Genomic DNA, 22094 nt, shown 5'->3' on the forward strand with positions numbered 1-22094 from the left:
GGCGGGACGCAGCCGGCCGACGGCCGGTTACGAATGCAGCCTGCGCTTTTGCCCCGGCGCAGGCTGCGGCGCCGCGTGGGTCTCCGTGAACAATTCGGCGAGCTTCTCGGTGATGGCGCCACCGAGCTCCTCGGCGTCGACGATGGTCACCGCGCGACGGTAGTAGCGCGTGACGTCGTGGCCGATGCCGATCGCGATCAGCTCGACCGGCGAGCGAGTCTCGATCTCCTCGATGATGTGGCGCAGATGCCGCTCCAGATAGTTGCCCGGATTGACCGACAGCGTGGAGTCATCGACCGGCGCACCGTCCGAGATCATCATCAGGATCTTGCGCTGCTCGGTACGCCCGAGCAGGCGCTTGTGCGCCCAGTCGAGCGCCTCGCCGTCGATGTTCTCCTTCAGCAGCCCCTCGCGCATCATCAGGCCGAGATTCTTGCGCGCCCGCCGCCACGGCGCATCGGCCGACTTGTAGATGATGTGGCGGAGATCGTTGAGGCGGCCGGGATTGGCCGGCTTGCCGGCGGCGAGCCACGCCTCGCGCGACTGCCCGCCCTTCCAGGCCCGCGTCGTGAAGCCGAGGATCTCGACCTTGACGCCGCAGCGCTCGAGCGTGCGGGCGAGAATGTCGGCGCAGGTCGCGGCCACCGTGATCGGGCGTCCGCGCATCGAGCCGGAATTGTCGAGCAGCAGCGTGACGACCGTATCGCGGAAGGTCGCCTCCTTCTCGCGCATGAACGACAGCGGCTGATAGGGATCGATGACCACGCGCGACAGCCGCGCCGGATCGAGGACGCCTTCCTCGAGATCGAACTCCCAGGCGCGGTTCTGCTGCGCCATCAGCCGGCGCTGCAGCCGGTTGGCGAGCCGCGCCACGATGCCTTGCAGGTGCGCAAGCTGCTTGTCGAGATAGGAGCGCAGGCGCTCCAGCTCGTCGTGGTCGCACAGGTCCTCCGCCGCGATGATCTCGTCGAACTTCGGCGCGAAGGCGTGATATTCGGGGCCGCGCGGCTCGTTGGCACCGCCGCGGTTCGGACGCGTCGCCTCGCCCGGCGTCTCGTCGTCGCCGAGTTCGCCGTCATCGAGCGTGTCGGACGCCGAGGCCTGTGCCGCCTCCATGGCGCTCTCCGACATCTCGTCCGACGTCGTCTGCGCCTGGTCTGCGCTCATCTCCTGCGCAGCGTCGGATTCGGGCGAGCCCTCGGCGCCGGACTGCTCATTGTCGCCGTCGCGGTTGTCGTCGTTGTCCTCGTCCTCTTCCGAATCGGCGTTGCGTTCATCGCCGAGATCGAGCGCCGACAAGAGATCGTGGACGAGGTCGCCGAATTTGGCCTGATCCTCGGTGAAGCGGCCGAGCTCATCAAGACGCTGGCCGATCCTGTCCTCCAGGAACGGACGCCAGAGATCGACCACCTTGCGCGCCGCATTCGGCGGCGCCATGCCGGTGAGGCGCTCGCGCACCATCATGGCCAGCGCATCCGACAGCGGCGCGTCGGCGCGGTCGGTGATCTCGTCATATTTGCCGCGATGGAAGTGATCATCGAGCATCGCCGTGAGATTCCTGGCGACGCCGGCCATGCGTTTTGCACCGATCGCCTCGACGCGGGCCTGCTCGACCGCCTCGAACACGCCGCGCGCCTGCGGATTGCCCGGGATCAGCTTGCGATGGATTTTCGGATCATGACAGGCGAGCTTCAGCGCGATCGAGTCGGCATGGCCGCGCACCACGGCGGCGTCGCGCTTGGTCATCTTGCGCGCCGGCTCCGGCAGCCGGGCCTTGCCCGGCGCAAGGCCGGGACGCTCGGCCGCGAAGGAGACTTCGAGCTCGGGCGCCCTGGCGATCGCGCGCAGGCACCCCGTGACCGACCTCTTGAAAGGTTCGGTTGGTGCTTCCTTGACGCCAGGACGGGGCTTGTTGCTCGGTGTGGTCATCTGATTCCTGCGGCTATCGTCCCGGCGAACGCCAGGCCCGATAACCACCGGCGTTCGTTTGTTCGCACTCGCTCTCCCGCATCACCCGACGAGAGAGGCCGCGGCGTATGGGTCCCGGCCCGAGGCCAGGACGACGCCGGTGTGTCAGCTCAGCGCCACATTGATGGAGGATTCCGGCAGCTCCGCATTGAAGCAGCGCTGATAGAATTCCGCGACCAGCGGACGCTCGAGCTCGTCGCACTTGTTGAGGAACGTCACACGGAAGGCAAAGCCGATGTCGCCGAAGATCTCGGAGTTCTCGGCCCAGGTGATCACCGTGCGCGGGCTCATCACCGTCGACAGATCGCCATTGGCGAAGGCGTTGCGCGTGAGGTCGGCGAGCCGCACCATCTTGTTGACGGTGTCGCGGCCCTGTGCGTTCTGATAGTGCTTGGCCTTGGCCAGCACGATCTCGACCTCCTCGTCATGGGCGAGGTAGTTGAGCGTGGTGACGATCGACCAGCGGTCCATCTGGCCCTGGTTGATCTGCTGGGTGCCATGATAGAGGCCCGAAGTGTCGCCGAGCCCGATGGTATTGGCGGTCGCGAACAGACGGAACGCCGGGTGCGGCTTGATCACCTTGTTCTGGTCGAGCAGGGTCAGCCGGCCCGACACTTCGAGCACGCGCTGGATCACGAACATCACGTCCGGACGGCCGGCATCATATTCGTCGAACACCAGCGCGACGTTGTGCTGCAGCGCCCAGGGCAGGATGCCATCCCGAAACTCGGTGACCTGCTTGCCGTCTCTGACCACGATCGCGTCCTTGCCGACGAGGTCGATACGGCTGATGTGGCTGTCGAGGTTGACACGCACGCACGGCCAGTTGAGTCGCGCCGCGACCTGCTCGATATGGGTCGACTTGCCGGTGCCATGGTATCCGGTCACCATCACACGGCGATTCTTGGCGAAGCCGGCCAGGATCGCAAGCGTCGTGGCGCGGTCGAAGCGGTAGTCGGCGTCGACCTCGGGGACATGCGGGTCGCTTGCGGAAAAAGCCGGCACCTCAAGGTCGCTGTCGATCCCGAACACCTGCCGCACCGACACCTTCATGTCGGGCACACCGGTCATCTCCTGCGCATTGGTCGTAGCGGCGGTCGTCATTCATCCTCCGAGGTCCCGGGCATTCCCGAAACCAGATTTCATGTTTGGCTGCGGTTGAAGGGCTTCGACGCCAGCCTAGCAGAGAGCACGCGCGGGCAGAAGCCTAAGCCTTGATCAAAGTTCCGTCGTTATATCATCGAGATAGGCATGAGTGGCCGTTTTCGAAAGGCTGCCCTGCGAATCGTGCCACCTTTTCGCCCACCGGCTCTTCCCAGGATCTCGACGTGGCACCCGGAGCCGGGGTTCCTACTTATCGAGGAGCTCCCGCCCACCCTCTCCACCGACAGGAACCGCGTGGCCCATCTGTTCGATCCCCTCATTGCCTTCGTCTCAGCGCATGCGGGACTGGCCTATTTCACCCTGTTTCTGGCCGCCCTGCTGGAGGCGATCCCGATCGTGGGCTCGGTGGTTCCAGGCACGACCATCATCCTGGCGCTGAGCGCGTTGATTCCGGGCGGCGAGCTGACCCTGCAATGGGTGCTGGCGGCGGCCATCCTGGGCGCGGTGCTGGGGGACGGCGGGGCGTTCTGGGTCGGCCATCGCAGGCAGCGCGAGATCCTGACGAGTTGGCCGTTCTCGAACTATCCGCGCCTGGTGGCGCAGAGCGAGGCCTTCTTCCACCGTTTCGGCACCCTGGCGATCTTCTTCGCCCGCTTTGTCGCGCCGATCCGCGCCGTCGTGCCGATCACGGCCGGCGCGCTCGACATCCCCCCGCCGCGCTTCTACGCCGTGAACATCCCTGCCATCGTGCTGTGGGCCTGCGCCCATGTCCTGCCCGGAGTATTCGCCGTGCAGCTGGTGCACCGCTATGGCGGCATTCCGCATCATAGCCATATCGCCAAATCCACCTGGATCATCGCGGCGATCGCGGGCACGATCGTGGTCTGGCTGGTCCTCAAATTGACGCGGAAGCGGCGCGAGACGCAGCTGGCGGCCGGCGCCGCGGATTAGAACGGCTACAGCGAATCCAACATGGCGCCGCGGCCGGGTGCGGGTCCGATATAGCGGGCGCGCGGGCGGATCAGGCGGCCATGCTGCAGCTGCTCGCAGGCGTGGGCGATCCAGCCGACGCAGCGGGCCATCGCGAACAGCGCCAGCTCGCTGCCGGCGGGCAGACGCAGACTATGCACCAGCACCGCAAGCGCGTAGTCGATGTTCACGAACTCGCCGGTCGCCTCTGCGATCCGCTCCGGCACCTCGCGGGTGAATTTGCGCGGCGCGCCGGCCCGCGTCAGCGCCTCCAGCAGCGAGATCGCGCGCGGATCACCGCGCTTGTAGACGCCATGCCCGAACCCGGCGAAGCGCTCGCCCAGCGCCACCCGCTCGCGGATCAGCGGCGCGACATCGCGATCGATGAGTGCCTTCACCAGTTGCGACGCCAGCACGCCGGCACCGCCGTGCTGCGGCCCTTTGAGCGCCGCAAGACCCGCGATGACGGCATCGTAGAGGCTGAGGCCCGTCGACGCCGCACAGCGGACAGTGAAGGTCGACGCGTTCAGCTCATGATCGGCAAGCAGCACCAAGGTGCGGCGGATCAGGTCCGGCGCATGTTCGTGTCCGGGCGCCCAGCTCCGCGCTACCTGAACATGGAGCGGATCGGCTGACGCGGGCTGGTTCAGCATGGTTGCGACCACAAGCCGAACGATGCGGGCGCCGACCAGCGCCCGACCGTCGGGTGCGCGGTTGAAGGCCGCGGGATCAGCATGTGTCGCCAGCGCCAGCACCGCGATGGCGCGGTCGATCGGCGCCGCGCGCCGCGCGGCATCGGCGATGAGACTCATCTCCTCCGACACGGCCGGAAGGTTGTCTGGCGCAAACGGATCGAGCGCGGTCACGTCCCACAACAGTGTCGCGGCATGCTCCAGCGTGTCGCGCGCGGCCAGGTCGACGCAATTGACGCCGCGATAGATCGGACCGGCTTCGGTGATCGTCGACACGGCGGAATCGAACACGGGGAGATCCGCATCGAAGCTGCGGAAAGCGCGCGGCTCGGGGGCCGGCGCACGACGCTCCTTCAGGGCGCGGATGTCCTCGGCGCGATAGCGGCTGCTGCGCGAGTTCGGCGACGGCTCGGAGCGGACCAGGCCGCGGCTGACATAGGCGTAGAGGGTGGCCGGCGAGATCGCGAGCTCGGCCGAAGCTTCACGGGCAGATAGGTAAAGTCCACTGTCTTTTTTCATATTGATCAGCTTAATCAAGATTGATCAAGTTGTCGACTGGGCGGATCTTGCCGGCGTGACCACTCGTGAAGGAGACCCGCCATGACCATCCACCTCGGCAAGACCCCGATCGGCCTCGACGGCATCGCCGCCGCCGAGACCGTGCTCAGCCACGTCGACGGCCAGCAGGGAGAGCTCATCATCGCCGGCGCCCGTGTGGCCGATCTCGCCGCCGCCAACGGCTTCGAGGGCGTGACCGCCCGGCTATGGAGCGCGGCCACGAAGCGCACCGTCGGCGAGGCCGAGGTCCGCGCCAGCCTTGGTCGTGCCCGCGAGCGTGCCTTTGCCCGGCTGCCCGAGCTGCTCGCCGCGACCTCCGGCCTGTCGATCATCGACGGCTTCCGCGCCGCGGTCGCGGCGCTGCGCCCCCAACCCGGGCTCGACGACGAAGCCACGATCGTCGGCGCCTGCTCGGTGATCGCCGGCGCCTTGGTCCAGCGCGCACAGGAAGCGCAGCCGATTGCCCCCGACCCTGATGCCAGCCACGCCGCCGATACGTTGCGGATGGTGCGTGGCGATAGGCCCGAGAGCGGGGAGGTGGCGGCCTTGGACACCTATCTCGTCACCGTCAGCGATCACGGCATGAACGCCTCGACATTCGCCGCGCGGGTCGTTGCGTCGACCCAGGCCGACCTGTTCGCGTCGGTGACCGCCGGCTATTGCGCGCTCACCGGCCCGCTGCATGGCGGGGCGCCGGAGCCGGTGCTGGAGATGCTCAATGCGATCGGGACGCGCGACCACATCAAGCCGTGGGTCGATGCGGCGCTCGGCCGCGGCGAGCGGCTGATGGGCTTCGGGCATCGGATCTATCGCGTGCGCGATCCGCGCGCCGACGTGCTCAAGGGCGCGATCGAGCGGCTGGCGGGCAGCGGGGCTGATCTGCCGTTTGCGAGCGAGGTGGAGGCCTACATCCGCCAAGCGCTGCGGCAGAAGAATCCGGAGCGCGTGCTCGACACCAATGTGGAGTTCTTCACCGCCATCCTGCTCGATGCACTGAAGATTCCGCGGCAGGCGTTCACGCCGATCTTCGCGGTGGCGCGTGCGGCGGGCTGGACGGCGCATGCCCGCGAGCAGCAGCGGACGGGGCGGCTGATCCGGCCCAGCTCGGCCTATATCGGGCCGAGGCCCTGAACTGTCGAGCGCGACGCGCGGCAGCCTCGAGCGCTGTCGCGCATCAGCCCTTCACCACCGTCTTCAGATAGTTGTAGGCCTTGATGATCTCGATCAGGCGATCCTCGGTGGAGCGGTCGCCGCCATTGGCGTCGGGATGGTGCTGCTTCACCAGCGCCTTGTACTTGACCTTGACGTCTTCGAGCGTCGCATCGGGACCAAGGCCCATCACCTGCAGCGCCTTGCGCTCGGCGTTGAAGACCTTGCGCGTCTCGGCCTTGGGGGCCGACTGGGGATCCGGACGCCAGCTGCCGCGGCCGTTGATCTCGGCGAAGACGCTGAACGGATCGGCGGCATCGCCGAGATCGCCCTCGGCGCTGCCGGTGCCGCGCTTGGCCGACGTGTTGGCACCCATCTTCCAGGTCGGGCGATGTCCGGTCAGCGCATCCTTCTGATAGCGCGCGACCGCCTCGGCGTTCATCCCCGAGAAGAAATTATAGGACTGGTTGTACTCGCGCACGTGGTCGAGGCAGAAGTGCCAATACTCGCGCACGTTCTCGCGTCCCTTGGGCGCGCGGTGCGAGCCCTTGTTCTTGCAGTCCGGCCACTGACAGGGCTGGGCCTCCTCGCGCACCACCGGCTGCCGCGCAGCCTGCTTCTTGGGCTTGATGCGGATGGAGTCGAAGAATTTGTTTGAATCGATCGCCATGGCGGACTTTGACTACGCAACGCGAAAAGCTTCAAGTCTTGACATTGCGAATACCTCTGGCGGGGACCGCCGATTGACGAAAAATAATTTGATGCGTATTTCCAGAGACCATGCGGACCCGAGATGCTATCATCGAAAAGTTGCGCGAAGCTTTCTCGCCGGAAAGCCTCGATGTTCAGGACGAATCACATCTGCACGAAGGCCATATGGGCCATCAGCCGAGCGGTGAGACCCATTTCCGCGTGTATATTGTGTCGCAGGCCTTCGTCGGCAAGAGCCGTGTCGATCGCCACCGCCTGATCAACGCCGCATTGGCAGCGGAACTTGCCGGCTCGGTGCACGCGCTCGCGCTGCATGCGAAGGCGCCGGGCGAGGCTTGATCCCCAATTAGAACGCCGTGCCTGCACGGCGCGGCCGCGTCTCCTCGGTTTCGCCGCGGGGCACCGGTACGATGCGCAGCGCGGTGATGCGATTGCGCTCCCGGCGCAGCACGCGAAAGCGGAAGCCGTAGAACGTGAAGCTCTGGCCGCGCTCGGGGATCGAGCGCGCCTCGTGAATCACGAGACCTGCGACAGTGGTCGCCTCCTCGTCCGGCAGCGTCCAGTCCATCGCGCGATTGAGATCACGGATCGGCACCGATCCATCGACGACGACGGATCCGTCCGGCTGCACGCGCACGCCGGCGACCTGCACGTCCTGCTCGTCGGAGATGTCGCCGACGATTTCTTCCAGGATGTCCTCGAGCGTGACGATGCCTTCGACCTCGCCATACTCGTCGACCACGAGCGCGAAATGCGTCTTGCGGCGGCGGAACGCTTTCAGCTGTTCCGACACCGAACGCATCTCCGGCACGAACCAGGGCGGCAGCGCCAGCGAGGCGACGTCGATGTGCGACACGTCGCCCTCGGCGGCCCGGATCGCACGCAGCAGGTCCTTCGCATGCAGCACGCCGATGATGTTCTCCGGCGTGCCGCGCCATAGCGGGATGCGGGTATACTCGGTGGCGAGCACCTCGCGCACCAGTTCCTCCTGCGGCAGGTCCGCATTCACCATCACCATCTCGGTGCGGTGGACCATCACGTCGGACACCTGCAATTCGCGCAGATCGAGCAGGCCGCCGAGCATGTCGCGGTCCTGCTTCTCCACCTTGCCTTCATGATGCAGGAGATCGACGGCGCCGCGCAGGCGTTCGGTCGGCGACAGGATCGGCTGATTGGCCCCGACCTTGAAGCCGATCAACCGCATCAGCCCGCGCACGATCGCTTCGATCACGGCCAGCACGGGACCGAGCACGATCACGGCGGCCCGCATTGGTCTGGCAACCGTGAGCGAGACGCGATCGGGCGCATTGATCGCGATCGTCTTCGGCAGCACCTCGGCGAAGATCACCACCAGCGCGGTCATCACGCCGGTCGCATAGAGCACGCCGACCTCGCCGAACCAGGCGGTGAAGATGCCGGTCGCCAATGCGGACGCGGCGATATTGGCGATGTTGTTGCCGAGCAGCAGCGCGCCGATCAACCGCTCGCGCATGTCGAACAGGCTCGACACCACATCGGCGTCGCGATTGCCCTGCTTCGACAGCCGCAGCATCGAGGCGCGGGAGGCACCGGTCAGCGCGGTCTCGCTCAGCGCAAAGAAGGCGGAGGCGGCGAGGAGGATGATGACGACGGAGAGTGTGATCCAGTCCATGACGCCGATGTCGCTCTGTAGGGAGGCCGCCGATGATCCGTTGGCACTGCTCAACACGGCGTAAAGCCCGGGATCAGCTTCTGCTGCGCAATTTGGCCTGCAGAAAGTCGCGAACGCGCGCCGGATCGACGTCCTTCGCGATGACGGCGCGGCCGATGGCTTCCATCAGGATGAAGGTGAGCTTGCCCCGCTTGACCTTCTTGTCCTGCGCCATCAAGGCCAAAAGCCGGTCGGCGTCGCCGATCCCCTCCTGGGCGAAGCCGGCGATATCCTGCAGATGGGTCGGCAGACCGGCCGCGGCAAGGTGACGCTCGATGCGTGTGACGTCGTCGGGCGGCAGCATGCCGAGCTCGGCCGAGAACTGCGCCGCCAGCACCATGCCGACCGCGACGCCCTCGCCGTGGAACAGCCGGTCGGAGAAGCCGGTCACGGCCTCCAGCGCATGGCCGAACGTGTGGCCGAGATTGAGCAGCGCCCGATCACCGGTCTCGCGCTCGTCGCGGGCGACGATCGCCGCCTTGGCGCGGCAGGAGGTTGCAACCGCGTGCTCGCGCGCCGCACCGCCCTTGACGACGTCGGCGTGGTTGGCTTCCAGCCAGGCGAAGAAGCTGGCATCGCCGAGCAGGCCGTATTTGGCGACCTCGGCATAGCCGGCGCGGAACTGGCGCGGCGACAGCGTGTCGAGCACCGCGGTGTCGGCGATCACCAGCACCGGCTGGTGGAAGGCGCCGAGCAGGTTCTTGCCCTGCGGCGAGTTGATGCCGGTCTTGCCGCCGACGGAGGAATCGACCTGCGCCAGCAGCGAGGTCGGGACCTGCACGAAGTCGACCCCGCGGCGCAGGATGGCGGCCGCGAAGCCGGCGAGATCGCCGACCACGCCGCCGCCGAGCGCGACGACGAGGTCGTTGCGCTCGATCTTGGCGGCGATCAGTGCCTCGCTGACCTTCTCGAGGCCGGCATAGGTCTTGGAGCCCTCGCCCTCCTCGACCACGATCGTGGACGACGGGATTCCCGCCTCCGCCAGGATCGCCTCGGTCGGCTTCAGCCAGTGCGCGGCCACGGTGCGGTCGGTGACGATGGCCGTCCGGACACCCGGCCGCAGCGCCGAGATGCGCTGGCCAAGCGAGGCGAGCACGCCACGGCCGATGACGATGTCATAGGCGCGCTCGCCGAGCGCGACGTCGACGATCATCGGATCGGAATGCTTCAGTGGTGCCGTCATCGGAGCGCGCCCATCGCCTGCGGAGGATCGGATTGAACTGGATCGGGTTGTGGTCCGGTGGGCTTCGCCGCGGTCTCCGGTGGAGAGAAGAACGCCTGCAGCGCCTCCAGGCAATCCTCGACGACCCGGTCGTGCGGCACGTCGCGCGAGAAGATCGTGAGGTCGGCGAGCTGGTAGACCGGCTCACGCTCGGTCAGGAGCCGCGCGACCGTGCCTTCGGGATCAGCCGTCTGCAGCAGCGGGCGGTCGGCCCGCCGCCGGACGCGGCGCATGATCACGTCGGCATCGGCCTTCAGCCACACTGAGACCGCCTTCTCCTGGATGCGCCGCCGCGTCTCCTCGCGCATGAAGGCGCCGCCACCGGTTGCCAGCACCGCCGGACCATTTTCGAGCAGGCGGGCGATCACCCTCGCCTCGCCGTTGCGGAAATAGTCCTCGCCGCGCGACTCGAAGATTTCCGGTATGGTCATGCCGGCTGCGGTCTCGATCTCGGTATCCGCATCGACGAACGGCAGCCGGAGCCGCGCCGCGAGCCGCCGGCCCACGGTCGACTTGCCGACCCCCATCATGCCGACCAGCACGATCAGCCGCTTGCCGAGGCCTGCGAGAATCGCGGCCTCCTGGGCGACAGGTCCAGATGCTGGTTGCGTCGGTTCGGTCATTTCTCCGCTTCTAACCCAGGCCCTGCTGCTTTCAAAGGCATCCTGTTCCGCTCCCCGAGCCAAGGCGAGCTGCCCGGTCTGCCCGACGGGCTTGCAAGGCCGATGCGAACATGTTGGATGAAACCATTCCCTTTCTGGTGGCCTGCGCGACCGACATGCCCAGCCTGTTCCGCTTCCTGACCGTCATCGCCATCATCGTCGGCGTGGTCTATGGCGCGATCTACGCGCTGGCGAATTTCGTCAACCCGAAGCCGCGCGAGATGACGGTGACGATCCCGCCGGACAGGTTCCAGAAGAGATGATCGGCAACGCTGCGGCGAACCGAAAAGCCACAGGGCATTGATTAAGAATTTTACGATTGTCTGAGGCGGCCGGGCGCCGCGATATCGGCCAGATTTGCAGTCACCGCTCGACGTGCCGGCACGAATACCTCGTAGTGATTCGATCGCCTCGGACGCAGCGGATTTCACGACATGAAGGTCAAGGCCTCCGACGCCAGGCTGATGAGCCTGTTCCTCGACATGATGGCCGCCGAGCAGGGCGCCGGTCAGAACACGCTGGACGCCTATCGCCGCGACCTCACCGATCTCTCCGACTTTCTCGGCGGCAAGGCCAACGGCTTCGCCACGGCCGACACCCAGGCATTGCGCGACTATCTCGCCGATCTCGACACCAGGGGCTTCAAGTCCTCCAGCGTGGCGCGGCGGTTGTCGGCGATGCGACACCTGTTTCGCTTCCTGCTGAGCGAGCGCATCCGCAGCGACGATCCCGCCGCGATCCTGTCCGGCCCGAAACGCGGCCGGCCGCTGCCCAAGGTACTGTCGATCGGCGATGTCGACCGGATGCTGACCCGCGCGAAGGAGCTGAGCGAGGGCACGGACGCTTCGCCGGCGCAGCGGCTGCGCGCGCTGCGGCTGTATTGCCTGCTCGAGGTGCTCTACGCGACCGGCTTGCGCGTCTCCGAGCTGGTGGCGCTGCCGCGGACGGCCGCCCGCAACGATGCCCGCATGATCGTGGTGCGCGGCAAGGGCAACAAGGAGCGGCTGGTGCCGCTGAACCAGGCCTCGCGCCAGGCGATGGCCGACTATCTCGCCGCCCTGGATGCGCTGAAGCCCGAGAAGAAGGCCAGTGCGACATTCGGCAAATGGCTGTTTCCCTCGTTCGGCGAGAGCGGCCACCTCACCCGCCAGCACTTCGCCCGCGACCTCAAGGAGCTGGCGGTGGCGAGCGGCCTGCCGGCCCGGCTGGTGTCGCCGCACGTGCTGCGCCACGCCTTCGCCAGCCATCTGCTGCACAACGGCGCCGACCTGCGCATCGTCCAGACCCTGCTCGGCCACACCGACATCTCGACCACCCAGATCTACACCCATGTGGTCGAGGAGCGGCTCAAGAGCCTGGTGCGCGACCTGCACCCGCTGGCCGAGACCTGACGTCGCTTCACACCTTCCCGAAACCAAATCCGCCGGCGTGACGCCCGGCCGGCTTGACTTCGCGCCCGTCTGCCCCGAAAGAGCGCCATCCTGCCCGCGATCCCGGCGCGATGCCGGGAGGCTGGGCACCGATCGTACCCTAAGCTCCTGAAGCCCTTCGGCTTCAGGTCCGAAGGCCGAACCGATTTCGTCTCCCAGCGCTCTTCCTTCAGCTCTTCCATGCCGGATCCCATGCGCAGCTACCTCGATTTCGAAAAGCCTGTTGCCGAGCTCGATTCCAAGGTCGACGAACTCCGCGCGATGGCCGCCTCCGGCACCGATATCGGCGAGGAGGTCAGCCGGATCGAGGAGAAGGCCGGCCAGGCGCTGGCCGAGCTCTACGCCACGCTCACGCCGTGGCAGAAGACCATGGTGGCCCGCCATCCGCAGCGGCCGCACTTCACGGACTTCGTGGGCGGGCTGATCACCGAGTTCACCCCGCTCGCCGGCGACCGCAAGTTCGGTGAGGACGCCGCTTTGCTCGGCGGCTTCGGCCGCTTCCGCGGCGAGCCGATCTGCGTCATGGGCCAGGAAAAGGGCGCCACCACCGAGTCCCGCCTCAAGCACAATTTCGGCATGGCCCGTCCGGAAGGCTACCGCAAGGCGGTCCGCCTGATGGAGATGGCCGAGCGCTTCGGCATCCCGGTGCTGTCGCTGGTGGATTCCGCCGGCGCTTATCCCGGCATCGGCGCCGAGGAGCGCGGCCAGGCCGAGGCCATCGCGCGCTCGACCGATGCCTGCCTGGCACTCGGCGTGCCCAACGTTGCGATCATCACCGGCGAGGGCATGTCGGGCGGCGCCATCGCGCTGACCACCGCCAATCGCGTGCTGATGCTGGAGCATGCGATCTACAGCGTGATCTCGCCGGAAGCCGCCTCCTCGATCCTCTGGCGCGACGGCACCAAGGCGCAGGAAGCCGCCAACAGCATGAAGATCACCGCCCAGGACATGCTGCGCTTCGGCGTGGTCGACACCATCCTGAAGGAGCCGGTCGGCGGCGCCCACCGCGATCCCGCGGCGATGATCGCGGCCACCGGCGAGGCGATCGCCCAGGCGCTTGACGAGCTGAAGGGCCTCGACGCCGACGCCATCCGCAAGCAGCGCCGGCAGAAGTTCATCGAGATCGGCCGCAAGCTCGGCTGAGCGGGCGGGAGCCGAGCGCTCGGCGCTCGCGGTTTTGTGAGTCTTTCCAGCCGTTTGGCCGCATTTCGGCCCCGCCGGCGGGCTCTGCTGTTTAGAAGTTGTTGACCAAAGCGGCCAGGGCCTCGCGGCTCCACCGGAGCGCGGGTTGCGGGTCGTGGGGTCAAAGGCTACAATTTTAATCAATGGTTTGACGGCATGACGCAGGGTCGACCCGTGATTTATCCAGCTTTCGGGCCGATCGGGTGAGATGAGACTGGGGTGTTGCAGCATGCCGGGTTTGCGGGGAGCATTGTCTTGATCAACCGCGCTTTCGTCCGGGTTCTCCTGACCTCGGCGGCGTTGGCCGCCGGTGCGCTGCTGACGGGTTGCAACAGCGATCAGGTCGCGCTCGCCACCAACGCCAAGGCCAACCAGCCGGTGCCGCCGAAGCTCGTCGCGACAATGGGCGAGAAGGACATGGATCTGCAGTCGCCGATCCTGGTTCGCGTGTTCAAGCAGGAGGCCGAGCTCGAGGTCTGGAAGCAGGACCGCTCCGGCAAGTTCGGGCTGCTCAAGACCTATCCGATCTGCCGCTGGTCGGGCGATCTCGGGCCGAAGGTGCGCGAGGGCGACCGCCAGGCGCCGGAGGGTTTCTACTCGATCAATCCGAGCCAGATGAATCCGCAGTCGGCCTACTACCTGTCCTTCAACACCGGCTATCCGAACGCCTTCGACAAGGCGCTGGGCCGCAGCGGTTCGCAGCTGATGGTGCATGGCGACTGCTCCTCGCGCGGCTGCTTCGCCATGACCGACGAGCAGATCGCCGAGATCTATGCGCTTGGGCGCGAGTCGTTCTTCGGCGGCCAGCGGGCCTTCCAGTTCCAGGCCTATCCGTTCCGGATGACGCCGGTGAACATGGCCAGGCACCGCAACAATCCGAACATGCCGTTCTGGCGCATGATCAAGGAAGGCTACGACCATTTCGAAGTCACCCGGCAGGAGCCGAAGGTCGACTTCTGCGAAAAGAAGTACGTCTTCGACGCCCAGAAGCCGCCGGGCGCGACGCATGATCCGGTGTTCGACGCCGCCGCCAAGTGCCCGGCCTATGTCGTTCCCGACGAGATCACCGCCGCCGTGCGCGACAAGCAGCAGGCGGACGAGGTGGAATACGCCAAGCTCGTCGCCAAGGGCACGCCGGTCGCCAAGCTCAACACCGGCATCGATGGCGGCATGAATCCGATCTTCGCCAGCCGCGTGCCGGGCGCCTCCACCGGCCTGTCCGATGCCGGCGAAGCGCCAGGCCTGTCGCTCGCCAACTTCTCGCCGGCGCCAGGCACGATCCCCGGTCATGTCAACCCGCCGCGCGCGCCCGGCGCCGACGAGGTTGCCGCGATGCCGGCCAGTGCGGCTCCGGCTCCCGCAGCGGCGCCCTCCACCCGCGTGGCGGCCGTCAGTGCGCCGGAGAAGCCGAGCTTCATGTCGAGCCTCGCCCGCAAGGTTGGGATCGGCGGCAATGCGGCGGCCGACACCAAGGCTGCGACGGCGAAGCCCGAGACCAGGACCGCGGAGGCCAGGCCCTCGGAGATCAAGCCCGCCGAGATCAAACCTGCGCCCAAGCCGGTCGCGGCCAAGCCGGCCGAGGCCAGGCAGGCTGCCGCGCGGCCGCCGTTCAAGCCCGCCAGCAGCGACGCGCCTACCACCACGGCGCCGGCACAGACCCAGACCGCACTGGTCTCCGGCGCCGTCCCGATGCTGCAGTCGAACTCGTTCGACAGCCGGTTCGCCGGGTTCAAGTAAGCCCGACTATCGAAGCCGTCGTCAGTCGCGCGGCCAGGCGTGACCGATTTGAGTGGCCAATTGCCTGCCCGGCCGTCATTGCGAGCGCAGCGAAGCAATCCAGAGTCCCACCCGAGCCCTGGATTGCTTCGCTGCGCTCGCAATGACGAAGACATGCGTTCCTGTTCTCGCGGCGCCCCTGGCGTCCGAGTGATCCATCGATCTCACCCTCTCGAAGCGAGGGTGCAGGGAAGGCCGGACCTCGACTGAGGCCCGTGGCCCGCCTGCGAAAAAAAATGCAGGCGGCAGGTACCACAGGTCCAGCCGGACGACCCGGCCCTCCCTGCGCGATAGTTTTGACGGCTGCTTCGCGATCTCCCTGGGGACCGGGCTGTCTTGCCCCCATCACCGGCGAGATGCGCGGGGCATCATCAGCCGACTTGACCTCAGCATCGGGAGGCCAGGACCACGCGACTTGACCGTGCGAGCCGATGTTGTTCGTCCGCGCGAATGATCACGCTGCAAACCGGCCCGCCCATCGCATCCCGCACTCCACGCTTCGTGACGACCGCGCAGCGCCCCTCGTCGATGAGGCGGGACGGACGGAATAAATCACGAAATTCCGAAATTTGGAAGCGGCATATTTTTGCTGATGGGACTGGACAGCCCAAATCAGCTTGAACGCGCAGGAAAATTCAGTTTTTACGCGCAGCACGTTTCTCATCGCTGCGAGGCATGGACCCGCCCGCCGCACGCGGGACGCAGGACCGAATCGCCCGACGGGCAGAGGCGCCAGCGTCGTCGCCCAAGCCTTCATGATCGGGCCGGCCGGTTGACGGCTGGAATATCATGCCATATTAAAAGTTACATGAGACCCAACAGCCAGTTGTCCGGCATCCTGCACGTCCTGCTCCACATGGCGGAGCACGACGGTCCGGTCACGTCCGAGGCGCTCGCAGCGATGATGCAGACCAATCCGGTCGTGATCCGCAGGATCATGGCCGGCCTCCGGGACAGCGGCTATGTGCGCTCCGAGAAAGGCCATGGCGGCGGCTGGACGCTCGCCTGCGATCTGGCGACCGTCACCCTGCGCGACGTCTACGATTCACTCGGGCGCCCGTCGCTGTTCGCCATCGGCCATCGGAGCGAGACTCCCGACTGCCTCGTCGAGCAGGCGGTCAATGCGGCGCTCGACACCTCCATCCGGGCCGCCGAGACCTTGCTGCTGTCCCGTCTCGGCGCCATCACGCTGGCGGCGCTGAGCGCTGATTTCCACGACCGCCTCGAACGACGGAAGCGACCCCGCAAAGGAGACATTTGTCATGCCGGCTGACATCGCCGACGGCGCCCAGCAGTTCATCCGCGCGTTTTCCGATCCCGAGTTCGTCGCGCGCTACACGGATGGTCCGCGGCGCTTCGTGCCCGGTCTCGACGGGCTGCACCGGATGACGGCGGTCCTGCTGGCCGAGCGTGCGCCCGAACATGCGAGGGTGCTCGTGCTGGGCGCGGGCGGCGGGCTCGAGCTCAACGCGTTGGCGGAAGCGCAACCATCGTGGACCTTCGTCGGCGTCGATCCGGCGCCGCAGATGCTGCGACTCGCCGAACGCACGCTCGGCGCGCGGACGAGCCGGGTCGAACTGATCGAGGGCACCATCGACGATGCGCCGGCCGGCCCGTTTGACGCGGCGACATGCCTGCTGACGCTGCATTTTCTGGCAGCATCGGAACGTTTGCGGACAGTCCGCGCCGTGCACGACCGGCTCCACCCTGGGGCGCCTTTCGTGGTGGCCCATAGCTGCCTGCCCAACGAGCCAGTCGAGCGGTCGCTGTGGCTGGATCGGTACGCGGCCTATGCCGTTGCGTCCGGCACGGACCCCGAGAGGGCCAGGACGATGCGCGCGACCGTCGATGCCAGCGTCAACATGCTGAGCCCAGGGGAGGATGAAGCCATCCTGCGTGACGGCGGCTTTCGCGATGCTCGTCCATTCTTCACGGCGCTGACCTGGCATGGCTGGATCGGTCACGCCTGAACCGCCGCCGAGCATTACACCGATGCTCCCTGAACGATCGCGATCAGGGCCTGCTAATTAGTTGCCCGGCCTGCGCCGGCATCCACGCATGTCCCTCCCTGCGGCCCCCGAAGAGGTGGATGACGCGGCTTACGGACGGGCTTCGCGCCGGAGCCCTGCGACGTCTCAGCTTGCGTGATGTCGCGCACGGAGCGCCGGGACGCGATCTGCGACAAACGGCGCGTCACCCGAGGCGAGGTGACGCAACCGAGAGGAGCAGGTCATGAGCTTTTGGGATGATATCGGAGATGCCGTCAGTTCCGCCGTGGACGACGTGAAGGACGTCGCGAAGGATGTGGCGGGTGCGGTCGGTGGCGCGGCGGGCGCCGTGGTCCACACGGTCGAGCACGTCGCCGGCGATGCGGCCCATGCCGTGGGCAGCGTGGTGCATGGCATCGGCGCGCTCGGCGGCGAGGCCATCCATACCGTGGGCGGCGTGCTCGGCGCGATCGGGCACGGTGCCGAGGCGATCGGCGGCGGGCTGCTTCACACCGTCGGCGACGTGGCTTCGACCGTGGTCCATGTCGGCGGCGACGTCCTCCATACCGGGATCAACGTCGCTGGCGACGTGGCGTCCGGGGTCGGCCATCTGGTGCATGGTGACATCGACGGCGTCATCAACGACGTCAAGCATATCGGCGGCGACATCGTCGATGGCGGACTCAAGGTCGGGGGCGACGTGGCGCATGGCGCCCTCGACGTCGCCGGTGACCTCGCACACACCGCGGTCGGCCTCGGCGAGGCCGGGCTGGAGGCGGCCGGCGCAGTCGGCCACGGCGCGCTCGGCATGGCCGGCACCATCGTCGGAACGGCCGGCGAGGTCGGAATGGACGCACTGGACGCCGCAGGCGCGGTGGTGAAGGGCGGCTTCGACGCCGGCGTGGCGGTGGCCGACGGCGCAATCGGCGTGGTCACCGACACGGCGTCGGCGGCCGGCCACCTGATCGGCGGACCGATCGGTGAAGCGATCTCCGGCATCGCCCACGGCGCCGATGCGGTCGGCACCGGCATCGTCGATGGCGTCGGCCATTTCGTCGGCGAAGGCCTCAACGGGCTGGCACAGACCGCCGGCGAGCTGAGCCACTCGCTGGGTCAGCAGCTCGACGCGATCGGCCACGACCTGGGCTCGCTGGTCAACGACCTCAGCCATGGCGATCTCGGCGCGGCGATCGGCGACGTCTTCAAGCTGGCCCAGGACGGCCTGCGCAGCGACGGCAGCATCCAGATCGCTCATGCGGGACAGGACGGCGGCAGCCATGGCGGGTTCTGGGACTCGATCGCGCAGGCGATCCATCAGTCCGGCGACAACGTCCAGGGCGGCCAGGGCCCCGGCCCCGGCTTCCCCGGCCCGTTGCACGGCGAGGGCTCGTCGCACAACCCGATCATCGTCGACAATTTCGGCGACCATGGCCATGCGGGCAACACCGGCATCGTGCCGCCGAATTTCGACCACGCGCCGGTGGCCGTGCACGACGCGCCGCACGCCGACTACAGCCACATCGTCCAGATGGACGACGCGCATCACTTCGCGATGCATGGCTGAGACACCGGCGCTCAGCCGGCAGGCATCCCGCCGTGACCGTCACGGCGGAATGTCGCGTCAGGACCGATCGGCGTCGTGCTGGACGATGGCCGGCGGCGCACCGATCGCCTGCGCGCGATCATGCGGCTGATCGTTCATCGCCGAGAGCGCACACAGCGCCAGCGAGCCCCAGACAGCGGCGCTGAAATACAGCGACATCCAGGCGATCTCTTCCTTCCAGTGCTCGAACTCGTGGGTGACGGTCCAGCGCGTCGCGGAGTCGCGCAGGCCGACGAGCGGATGCAGCAGCGGCGTGCCGGCGGCGCGCTCGATGCGCCAGCGCTTCACATACATCGGGACATCGATCACGACCAGGAAGGCGAGATAGCAGGCGATGCCGACGAGGCCCGCGATCAGAAGGCCGCGCACCAGGCCGTCGAACTCCGGCAGCAGCCGGCCGAGGCCGATGCCGACGAACAGGAATGCCACCGCCCACAGCGAGTTCTCGATCGCGTTGTAGAGGAAATTCCTGGTGACGACCGCATACCAGGAACAGATCTCGGCAACGACGATCAGCGGCACGATGATGCGGGCCATGTTGACCGCGGTCTCGGCATCCGCGATCGCGCCGAGCTGCGCCAGAATGATGGCCCATTGCGCCGCGAAGGCGATCTCGGCGATGGTCGCCACGGTGCGGCCGACGAACACGCTCGACAGCCAGCTGTCGACCAGACAGATGCGCTGCACGTCGGCGCGCGGCAGCACCGAGCGGAAGGCGCAGCCGAACACATAGGCCGCCGATAGCGCCAGCATCGAACCGGTCTGGGAAGCCTGGCCCAGGGTATTGCTGCCGCCGTTGAGCTGGCGGTACAGGATGAACCAGAACACGATGTTGGCGAGGCTGACGAGCGTCAGCATCGCCCACCACAGACCGACCGGGTTCGACAGGGCTCGCGACTGCGCATGCATCCGGGCACTCCAACTTTCATGTGACTGACATCCGATCGTATTAATTCCGTCACGGAGCGGCAACCCGTTCCGGCCACGGAGGGTCGCAAAAGGCCGTGTGCCGGCGAGCCCTGCGGCCGGCGTTGGGAGTTTCGCCACGATGCCCGAGTTCCTTGCAGGAACCCGAAGGCGATCGGCGTCACCGTGGCGATGGACGATTTCGGCAAGCCGATGCCGCAGGAGGCCATCAGCAGGATGATTCGTTTGGTCGGAGGTACGCCGGCGGCTGCCGTCGACGTGCAGGCCAAGAAGGCTGCGGCCGCGTGACGGCAGATCTTGTCATCGTGATTGCCTTGCGGCTGAACTGAACAGGCGGCCGCGAATGTGATGGCTCACCCTCCCCGGGAGGGTGACCGCGGCACGCAGCCCGGCCAAGCTCGGCGCAGCGTTACTCAGAACGTGCGGATGATCTTGAAATCGAGCCCGTCAGCCGCGGCGAGATGCATCGCCATGCCGGCACGGCCCTGGCGGATCGTCACCTCGCCGCGCGCGCCGGAATAGACGATGTTGCGGCCGGCGGCGGCGAGCGGTCGCAGCGATAGCGAGCCGGCGCGCTCGGCGGCCGCCTTGAGAAAGCGCAGGCCCTCGTAGTTCGACTGGCCGACCGATCCGACCGGCGGCGCATCGGCTCCGAACATCGCGGTGTAGCGGCTCATGAACGCGTCATTGGCCTTGGAGCCGATGCAACTGAAATAGCCGGAGGCCGAATACAGGTTCTCGGTGTTGTCGGCGCCGATGCCGAGCAGCACCGTTTCGTCCACCGCGCCGGCGAGACGCAGGGTGGTCGCGGCGAGGCCGGACTCGCCGAAAGCGCGATTGAAGGTGATGCTGTCGGTGCCGATCAGCGAGATCAGCACGACATCGGGCCTGGCGGCGCGGATGCGCGCCAGATGCGCCTCGTGATCATCCTCGCCGACCGGCACGAACTCCTCGCCGACCACCTGGCCGCCGGCCTCGGTGATGTAGGTCTTGGTCTGAAGGTGGGACTGCCAGGGCCAGACATAGTCGCTGCCGATCAGATACCAGCGCCGGGCGCGCTTGTTCTCCGCCAGCCAGTGGATCGCGGGGCGGGTCTGGCTGTGCGGCGTCTCGCCGATCGCCATCACGCCGGGCGTGCGCTCGCCGCCTTCATAGACCGGCGTATACACATACGGGATGCGGCCACGCGTGAGCCGGCGCAGCGCCAGCCTGACGGCGCTGATATGCGAGCCCATGACGACGTCGATGTCGCCGAATTCGAGCGCGTCCCTGGCACGATCGGTCACCTCGTCCACCGGCCCGCCGGAATCGTAGAACGACAACTCGATCTCGCGACCGAGGATGCCGCCGCGGCGGTTGATCTCGGACACCGCGAGCAGCGCGCTGTTGGTCGCGGCCGGCCCCCAGATGCCGGGCGAGCCGGAGAAGGTAAGGAAATTGCCGATGCGCAGCCTGTTCTGGGAGCCGCGCCGCTGGATACGGTCAGGATCGAAGGGGGCGAGTGCGGGAAGGCCGGCCCGCCGGGGCGGGCTCCTGAACAGCAGGGATGGCGGCAGACTGAGACGCCCGGCCGTGACAGATCCTGTCGAGAGCACACCCACTCCTTGGCCGCAACCGTGTCTGGCCCATTGTGGACCGGCGGTCATACGCCGTCAAAATCAGCACGCGTTCGGCAAATATCCTATTCGAAAATGTTGAATGTTCAAGAATTGGGATGCATATAGATCGGGCAGCAACTGCCGGACATTCATTCAAGTCGGGACCGCAAGCGAAATTCACCGTGGCCAAACCGCCCCATCCCAACACCCCCCTCACCGAACATCTCGCCTACCTGCTCGCGCAAGCCAACCGGGAGATCAACCGGCAGCTGGAGTCGCGCCTGAGCACCGAGGGCGTGCCCGTCGAGCAGTGGCGCATCCTCAAGGTGCTCTCGGACGGCGAGGGGCACTCGATGGGCGATCTCGCCGACGCGGTGCTGCTGAACCACCCGACCCTGACCAAGATGATCGACCGCATGGTGTCGGACTCGCTGGTCTACCGGCGCCAGGACGCCCATGACCGCCGCAAGGTGCTGATGTTCATCAGCGATCATGGCAAGGCGCTGTGCAAGCGGCTGAACTCGCTCGCTGCCAGCCAGGAGGCGCACATCCTGGAGAATTACGGCGACAAGGCCACCGGCGAGCTGAAGCGGCTGCTGGAGAATCTGATCGACGCGGCGAGCTGACGGCACGCTGCGTTGCAGACATTGAGGGTTGAACTCCGTCCTCCCGTCATTGCGAGCGCAGCGAAGCAATCCAGGCTGGTCGGCGGGACTCTGGATTGCTTCGCTGCGCTCGCAATGACGCGGAGTTTGGAGCGTCCTTCGCGCCGCATCAAAAAGGCCGTGACCTTTCTCGCCTATTCACCTGCGGCAAATGCGTCGGCTTGCCCGGCAACGCCGGGATAGACGCAAGACGAATCCTC

Annotated in this window: 21 protein-coding genes; 12 read left to right on the top strand and 9 right to left on the bottom strand. The window is 67.0% G+C overall.

The window, feature by feature from the left end; translation table 11 throughout:
* Window positions 1–27: 27 nt before the first annotated feature.
* On the bottom strand, window positions 28–1929 hold the full coding sequence (gene cobT / locus QW868_RS07325) for a cobaltochelatase subunit CobT (RefSeq protein WP_315735175.1): 1902 nt from the start codon (window positions 1927–1929) through the stop codon (window positions 28–30).
* A gap of 144 nt (window positions 1930–2073) precedes the next feature.
* A complete protein-coding gene (gene cobS, locus QW868_RS07330; RefSeq protein ID WP_315735178.1) occupies window positions 2074–3072 on the bottom strand; it encodes a cobaltochelatase subunit CobS in 999 nt (332 codons plus the stop codon).
* Window positions 3073–3366: 294 nt separating this feature from the next.
* Here cobS and QW868_RS07335 point away from each other — a divergent pair, with 294 nt between their 5' ends.
* Window positions 3367–4023, top strand: coding sequence for a DedA family protein (locus QW868_RS07335; protein WP_316230246.1), 657 nt, complete (start codon window positions 3367–3369; stop codon window positions 4021–4023).
* A gap of 5 nt (window positions 4024–4028) precedes the next feature.
* On the opposite strand, the gene QW868_RS07340 is transcribed toward QW868_RS07335, so the two are convergent.
* Entirely contained in the window at window positions 4029–5252 is a 1224-nt protein-coding gene (locus QW868_RS07340) for a citrate synthase family protein (protein ID WP_315775684.1), read from the bottom strand.
* Between the two features lie 81 nt (window positions 5253–5333).
* Between QW868_RS07340 and QW868_RS07345 the strand changes: the two genes are divergently transcribed.
* Complete coding sequence (locus tag QW868_RS07345) at window positions 5334–6422, top strand: citrate synthase/methylcitrate synthase (protein ID WP_316230247.1); 1089 nt, start codon at window positions 5334–5336, stop codon at window positions 6420–6422.
* A gap of 43 nt (window positions 6423–6465) precedes the next feature.
* On the opposite strand, the gene QW868_RS07350 is transcribed toward QW868_RS07345, so the two are convergent.
* Window positions 6466–7110, bottom strand: a complete 645-nt coding sequence (locus QW868_RS07350) for a J domain-containing protein (RefSeq protein WP_315756912.1) — start codon at window positions 7108–7110, stop codon at window positions 6466–6468.
* A 110-nt stretch (window positions 7111–7220) separates the two neighbouring features.
* On the opposite strand from QW868_RS07350, the gene QW868_RS07355 reads away from it, so the two are divergent.
* A complete protein-coding gene (locus QW868_RS07355) occupies window positions 7221–7490 on the top strand; it encodes a BolA family protein (protein ID WP_316230248.1) in 270 nt (89 codons plus the stop codon).
* 7 nt (window positions 7491–7497) lie between these two features.
* Here the strand turns inward: QW868_RS07355 and QW868_RS07360 are convergent, their stop codons facing one another.
* From QW868_RS07360 to QW868_RS07370, 3 genes are all read right to left on the bottom strand, one after another.
* Entirely contained in the window at window positions 7498–8802 is a 1305-nt protein-coding gene (locus QW868_RS07360; protein WP_315735190.1) for an HlyC/CorC family transporter, read from the bottom strand.
* Window positions 8803–8875: 73 nt separating this feature from the next.
* Window positions 8876–10024 (bottom strand): 3-dehydroquinate synthase, encoded by a 1149-nt coding sequence (aroB, locus tag QW868_RS07365; RefSeq protein WP_316230249.1) that lies wholly within the window; start codon window positions 10022–10024, stop codon window positions 8876–8878.
* Complete coding sequence (locus QW868_RS07370; RefSeq protein WP_316230250.1) at window positions 10021–10686, bottom strand: shikimate kinase; 666 nt, start codon at window positions 10684–10686, stop codon at window positions 10021–10023. Before QW868_RS07370 ends, aroB begins: the two co-directional genes overlap by 4 nt.
* Window positions 10687–10841: 155 nt before the next feature.
* Between QW868_RS07370 and QW868_RS07375 the strand changes: the two genes are divergently transcribed.
* The 7 genes from QW868_RS07375 to QW868_RS07405 all read left to right on the top strand — a co-directional run bounded on the left by QW868_RS07375 (window position 10842) and on the right by QW868_RS07405 (window position 18665).
* On the top strand, window positions 10842–10988 hold the full coding sequence (locus QW868_RS07375; RefSeq protein ID WP_315735738.1) for a histidine kinase: 147 nt from the start codon (window positions 10842–10844) through the stop codon (window positions 10986–10988).
* 171 nt (window positions 10989–11159) lie between these two features.
* Window positions 11160–12116 carry a site-specific tyrosine recombinase XerD gene (gene xerD / locus QW868_RS07380; protein ID WP_315735196.1) on the top strand — a complete coding sequence of 319 codons (957 nt, stop codon included), beginning with the start codon at window positions 11160–11162 and terminating at the stop codon, window positions 12114–12116.
* A gap of 219 nt (window positions 12117–12335) precedes the next feature.
* A complete protein-coding gene (locus tag QW868_RS07385) occupies window positions 12336–13298 on the top strand; it encodes an acetyl-CoA carboxylase carboxyltransferase subunit alpha (protein ID WP_315756907.1) in 963 nt (320 codons plus the stop codon).
* A gap of 294 nt (window positions 13299–13592) precedes the next feature.
* Window positions 13593–15074 carry a L,D-transpeptidase family protein gene (locus QW868_RS07390; protein ID WP_316230251.1) on the top strand — a complete coding sequence of 494 codons (1482 nt, stop codon included), beginning with the start codon at window positions 13593–13595 and terminating at the stop codon, window positions 15072–15074.
* Between the two features lie 847 nt (window positions 15075–15921).
* Window positions 15922–16386, top strand: a complete 465-nt coding sequence (locus QW868_RS07395; RefSeq protein WP_315735202.1) for an Rrf2 family transcriptional regulator — start codon at window positions 15922–15924, stop codon at window positions 16384–16386.
* On the top strand, window positions 16376–17083 hold the full coding sequence (locus QW868_RS07400; RefSeq protein WP_316230252.1) for a class I SAM-dependent methyltransferase: 708 nt from the start codon (window positions 16376–16378) through the stop codon (window positions 17081–17083). Before QW868_RS07395 ends, QW868_RS07400 begins: the two co-directional genes overlap by 11 nt.
* Window positions 17084–17345: 262 nt before the next feature.
* The gene (locus tag QW868_RS07405) at window positions 17346–18665 is read left to right on the top strand and encodes a hypothetical protein (RefSeq protein WP_316230253.1); all 1320 of its coding nucleotides are present in this window, start codon (window positions 17346–17348) and stop codon (window positions 18663–18665) included.
* A gap of 57 nt (window positions 18666–18722) precedes the next feature.
* Here QW868_RS07405 and QW868_RS07410 read toward each other — a convergent pair whose 3' ends face one another.
* The gene (locus QW868_RS07410) at window positions 18723–19613 is read right to left on the bottom strand and encodes a hypothetical protein (protein WP_316230254.1); all 891 of its coding nucleotides are present in this window, start codon (window positions 19611–19613) and stop codon (window positions 18723–18725) included.
* A 183-nt stretch (window positions 19614–19796) separates the two neighbouring features.
* Between QW868_RS07410 and QW868_RS07415 the strand changes: the two genes are divergently transcribed.
* Complete coding sequence (locus QW868_RS07415) at window positions 19797–19919, top strand: hypothetical protein (RefSeq protein WP_316230255.1); 123 nt, start codon at window positions 19797–19799, stop codon at window positions 19917–19919.
* A gap of 125 nt (window positions 19920–20044) precedes the next feature.
* Here QW868_RS07415 and QW868_RS07420 read toward each other — a convergent pair whose 3' ends face one another.
* A complete protein-coding gene (locus QW868_RS07420) occupies window positions 20045–21226 on the bottom strand; it encodes a substrate-binding domain-containing protein (protein WP_316230256.1) in 1182 nt (393 codons plus the stop codon).
* Window positions 21227–21411: 185 nt separating this feature from the next.
* Between QW868_RS07420 and QW868_RS07425 the strand changes: the two genes are divergently transcribed.
* Window positions 21412–21855 (top strand): MarR family winged helix-turn-helix transcriptional regulator, encoded by a 444-nt coding sequence (locus QW868_RS07425; protein WP_315735215.1) that lies wholly within the window; start codon window positions 21412–21414, stop codon window positions 21853–21855.
* Window positions 21856–22094: the final 239 nt, after the last annotated feature.

The sequence above is a fragment of the Bradyrhizobium sp. SZCCHNR1051 genome (genome assembly GCF_032489615.1).
Classification (GTDB): domain Bacteria; phylum Pseudomonadota; class Alphaproteobacteria; order Rhizobiales; family Xanthobacteraceae; genus Bradyrhizobium.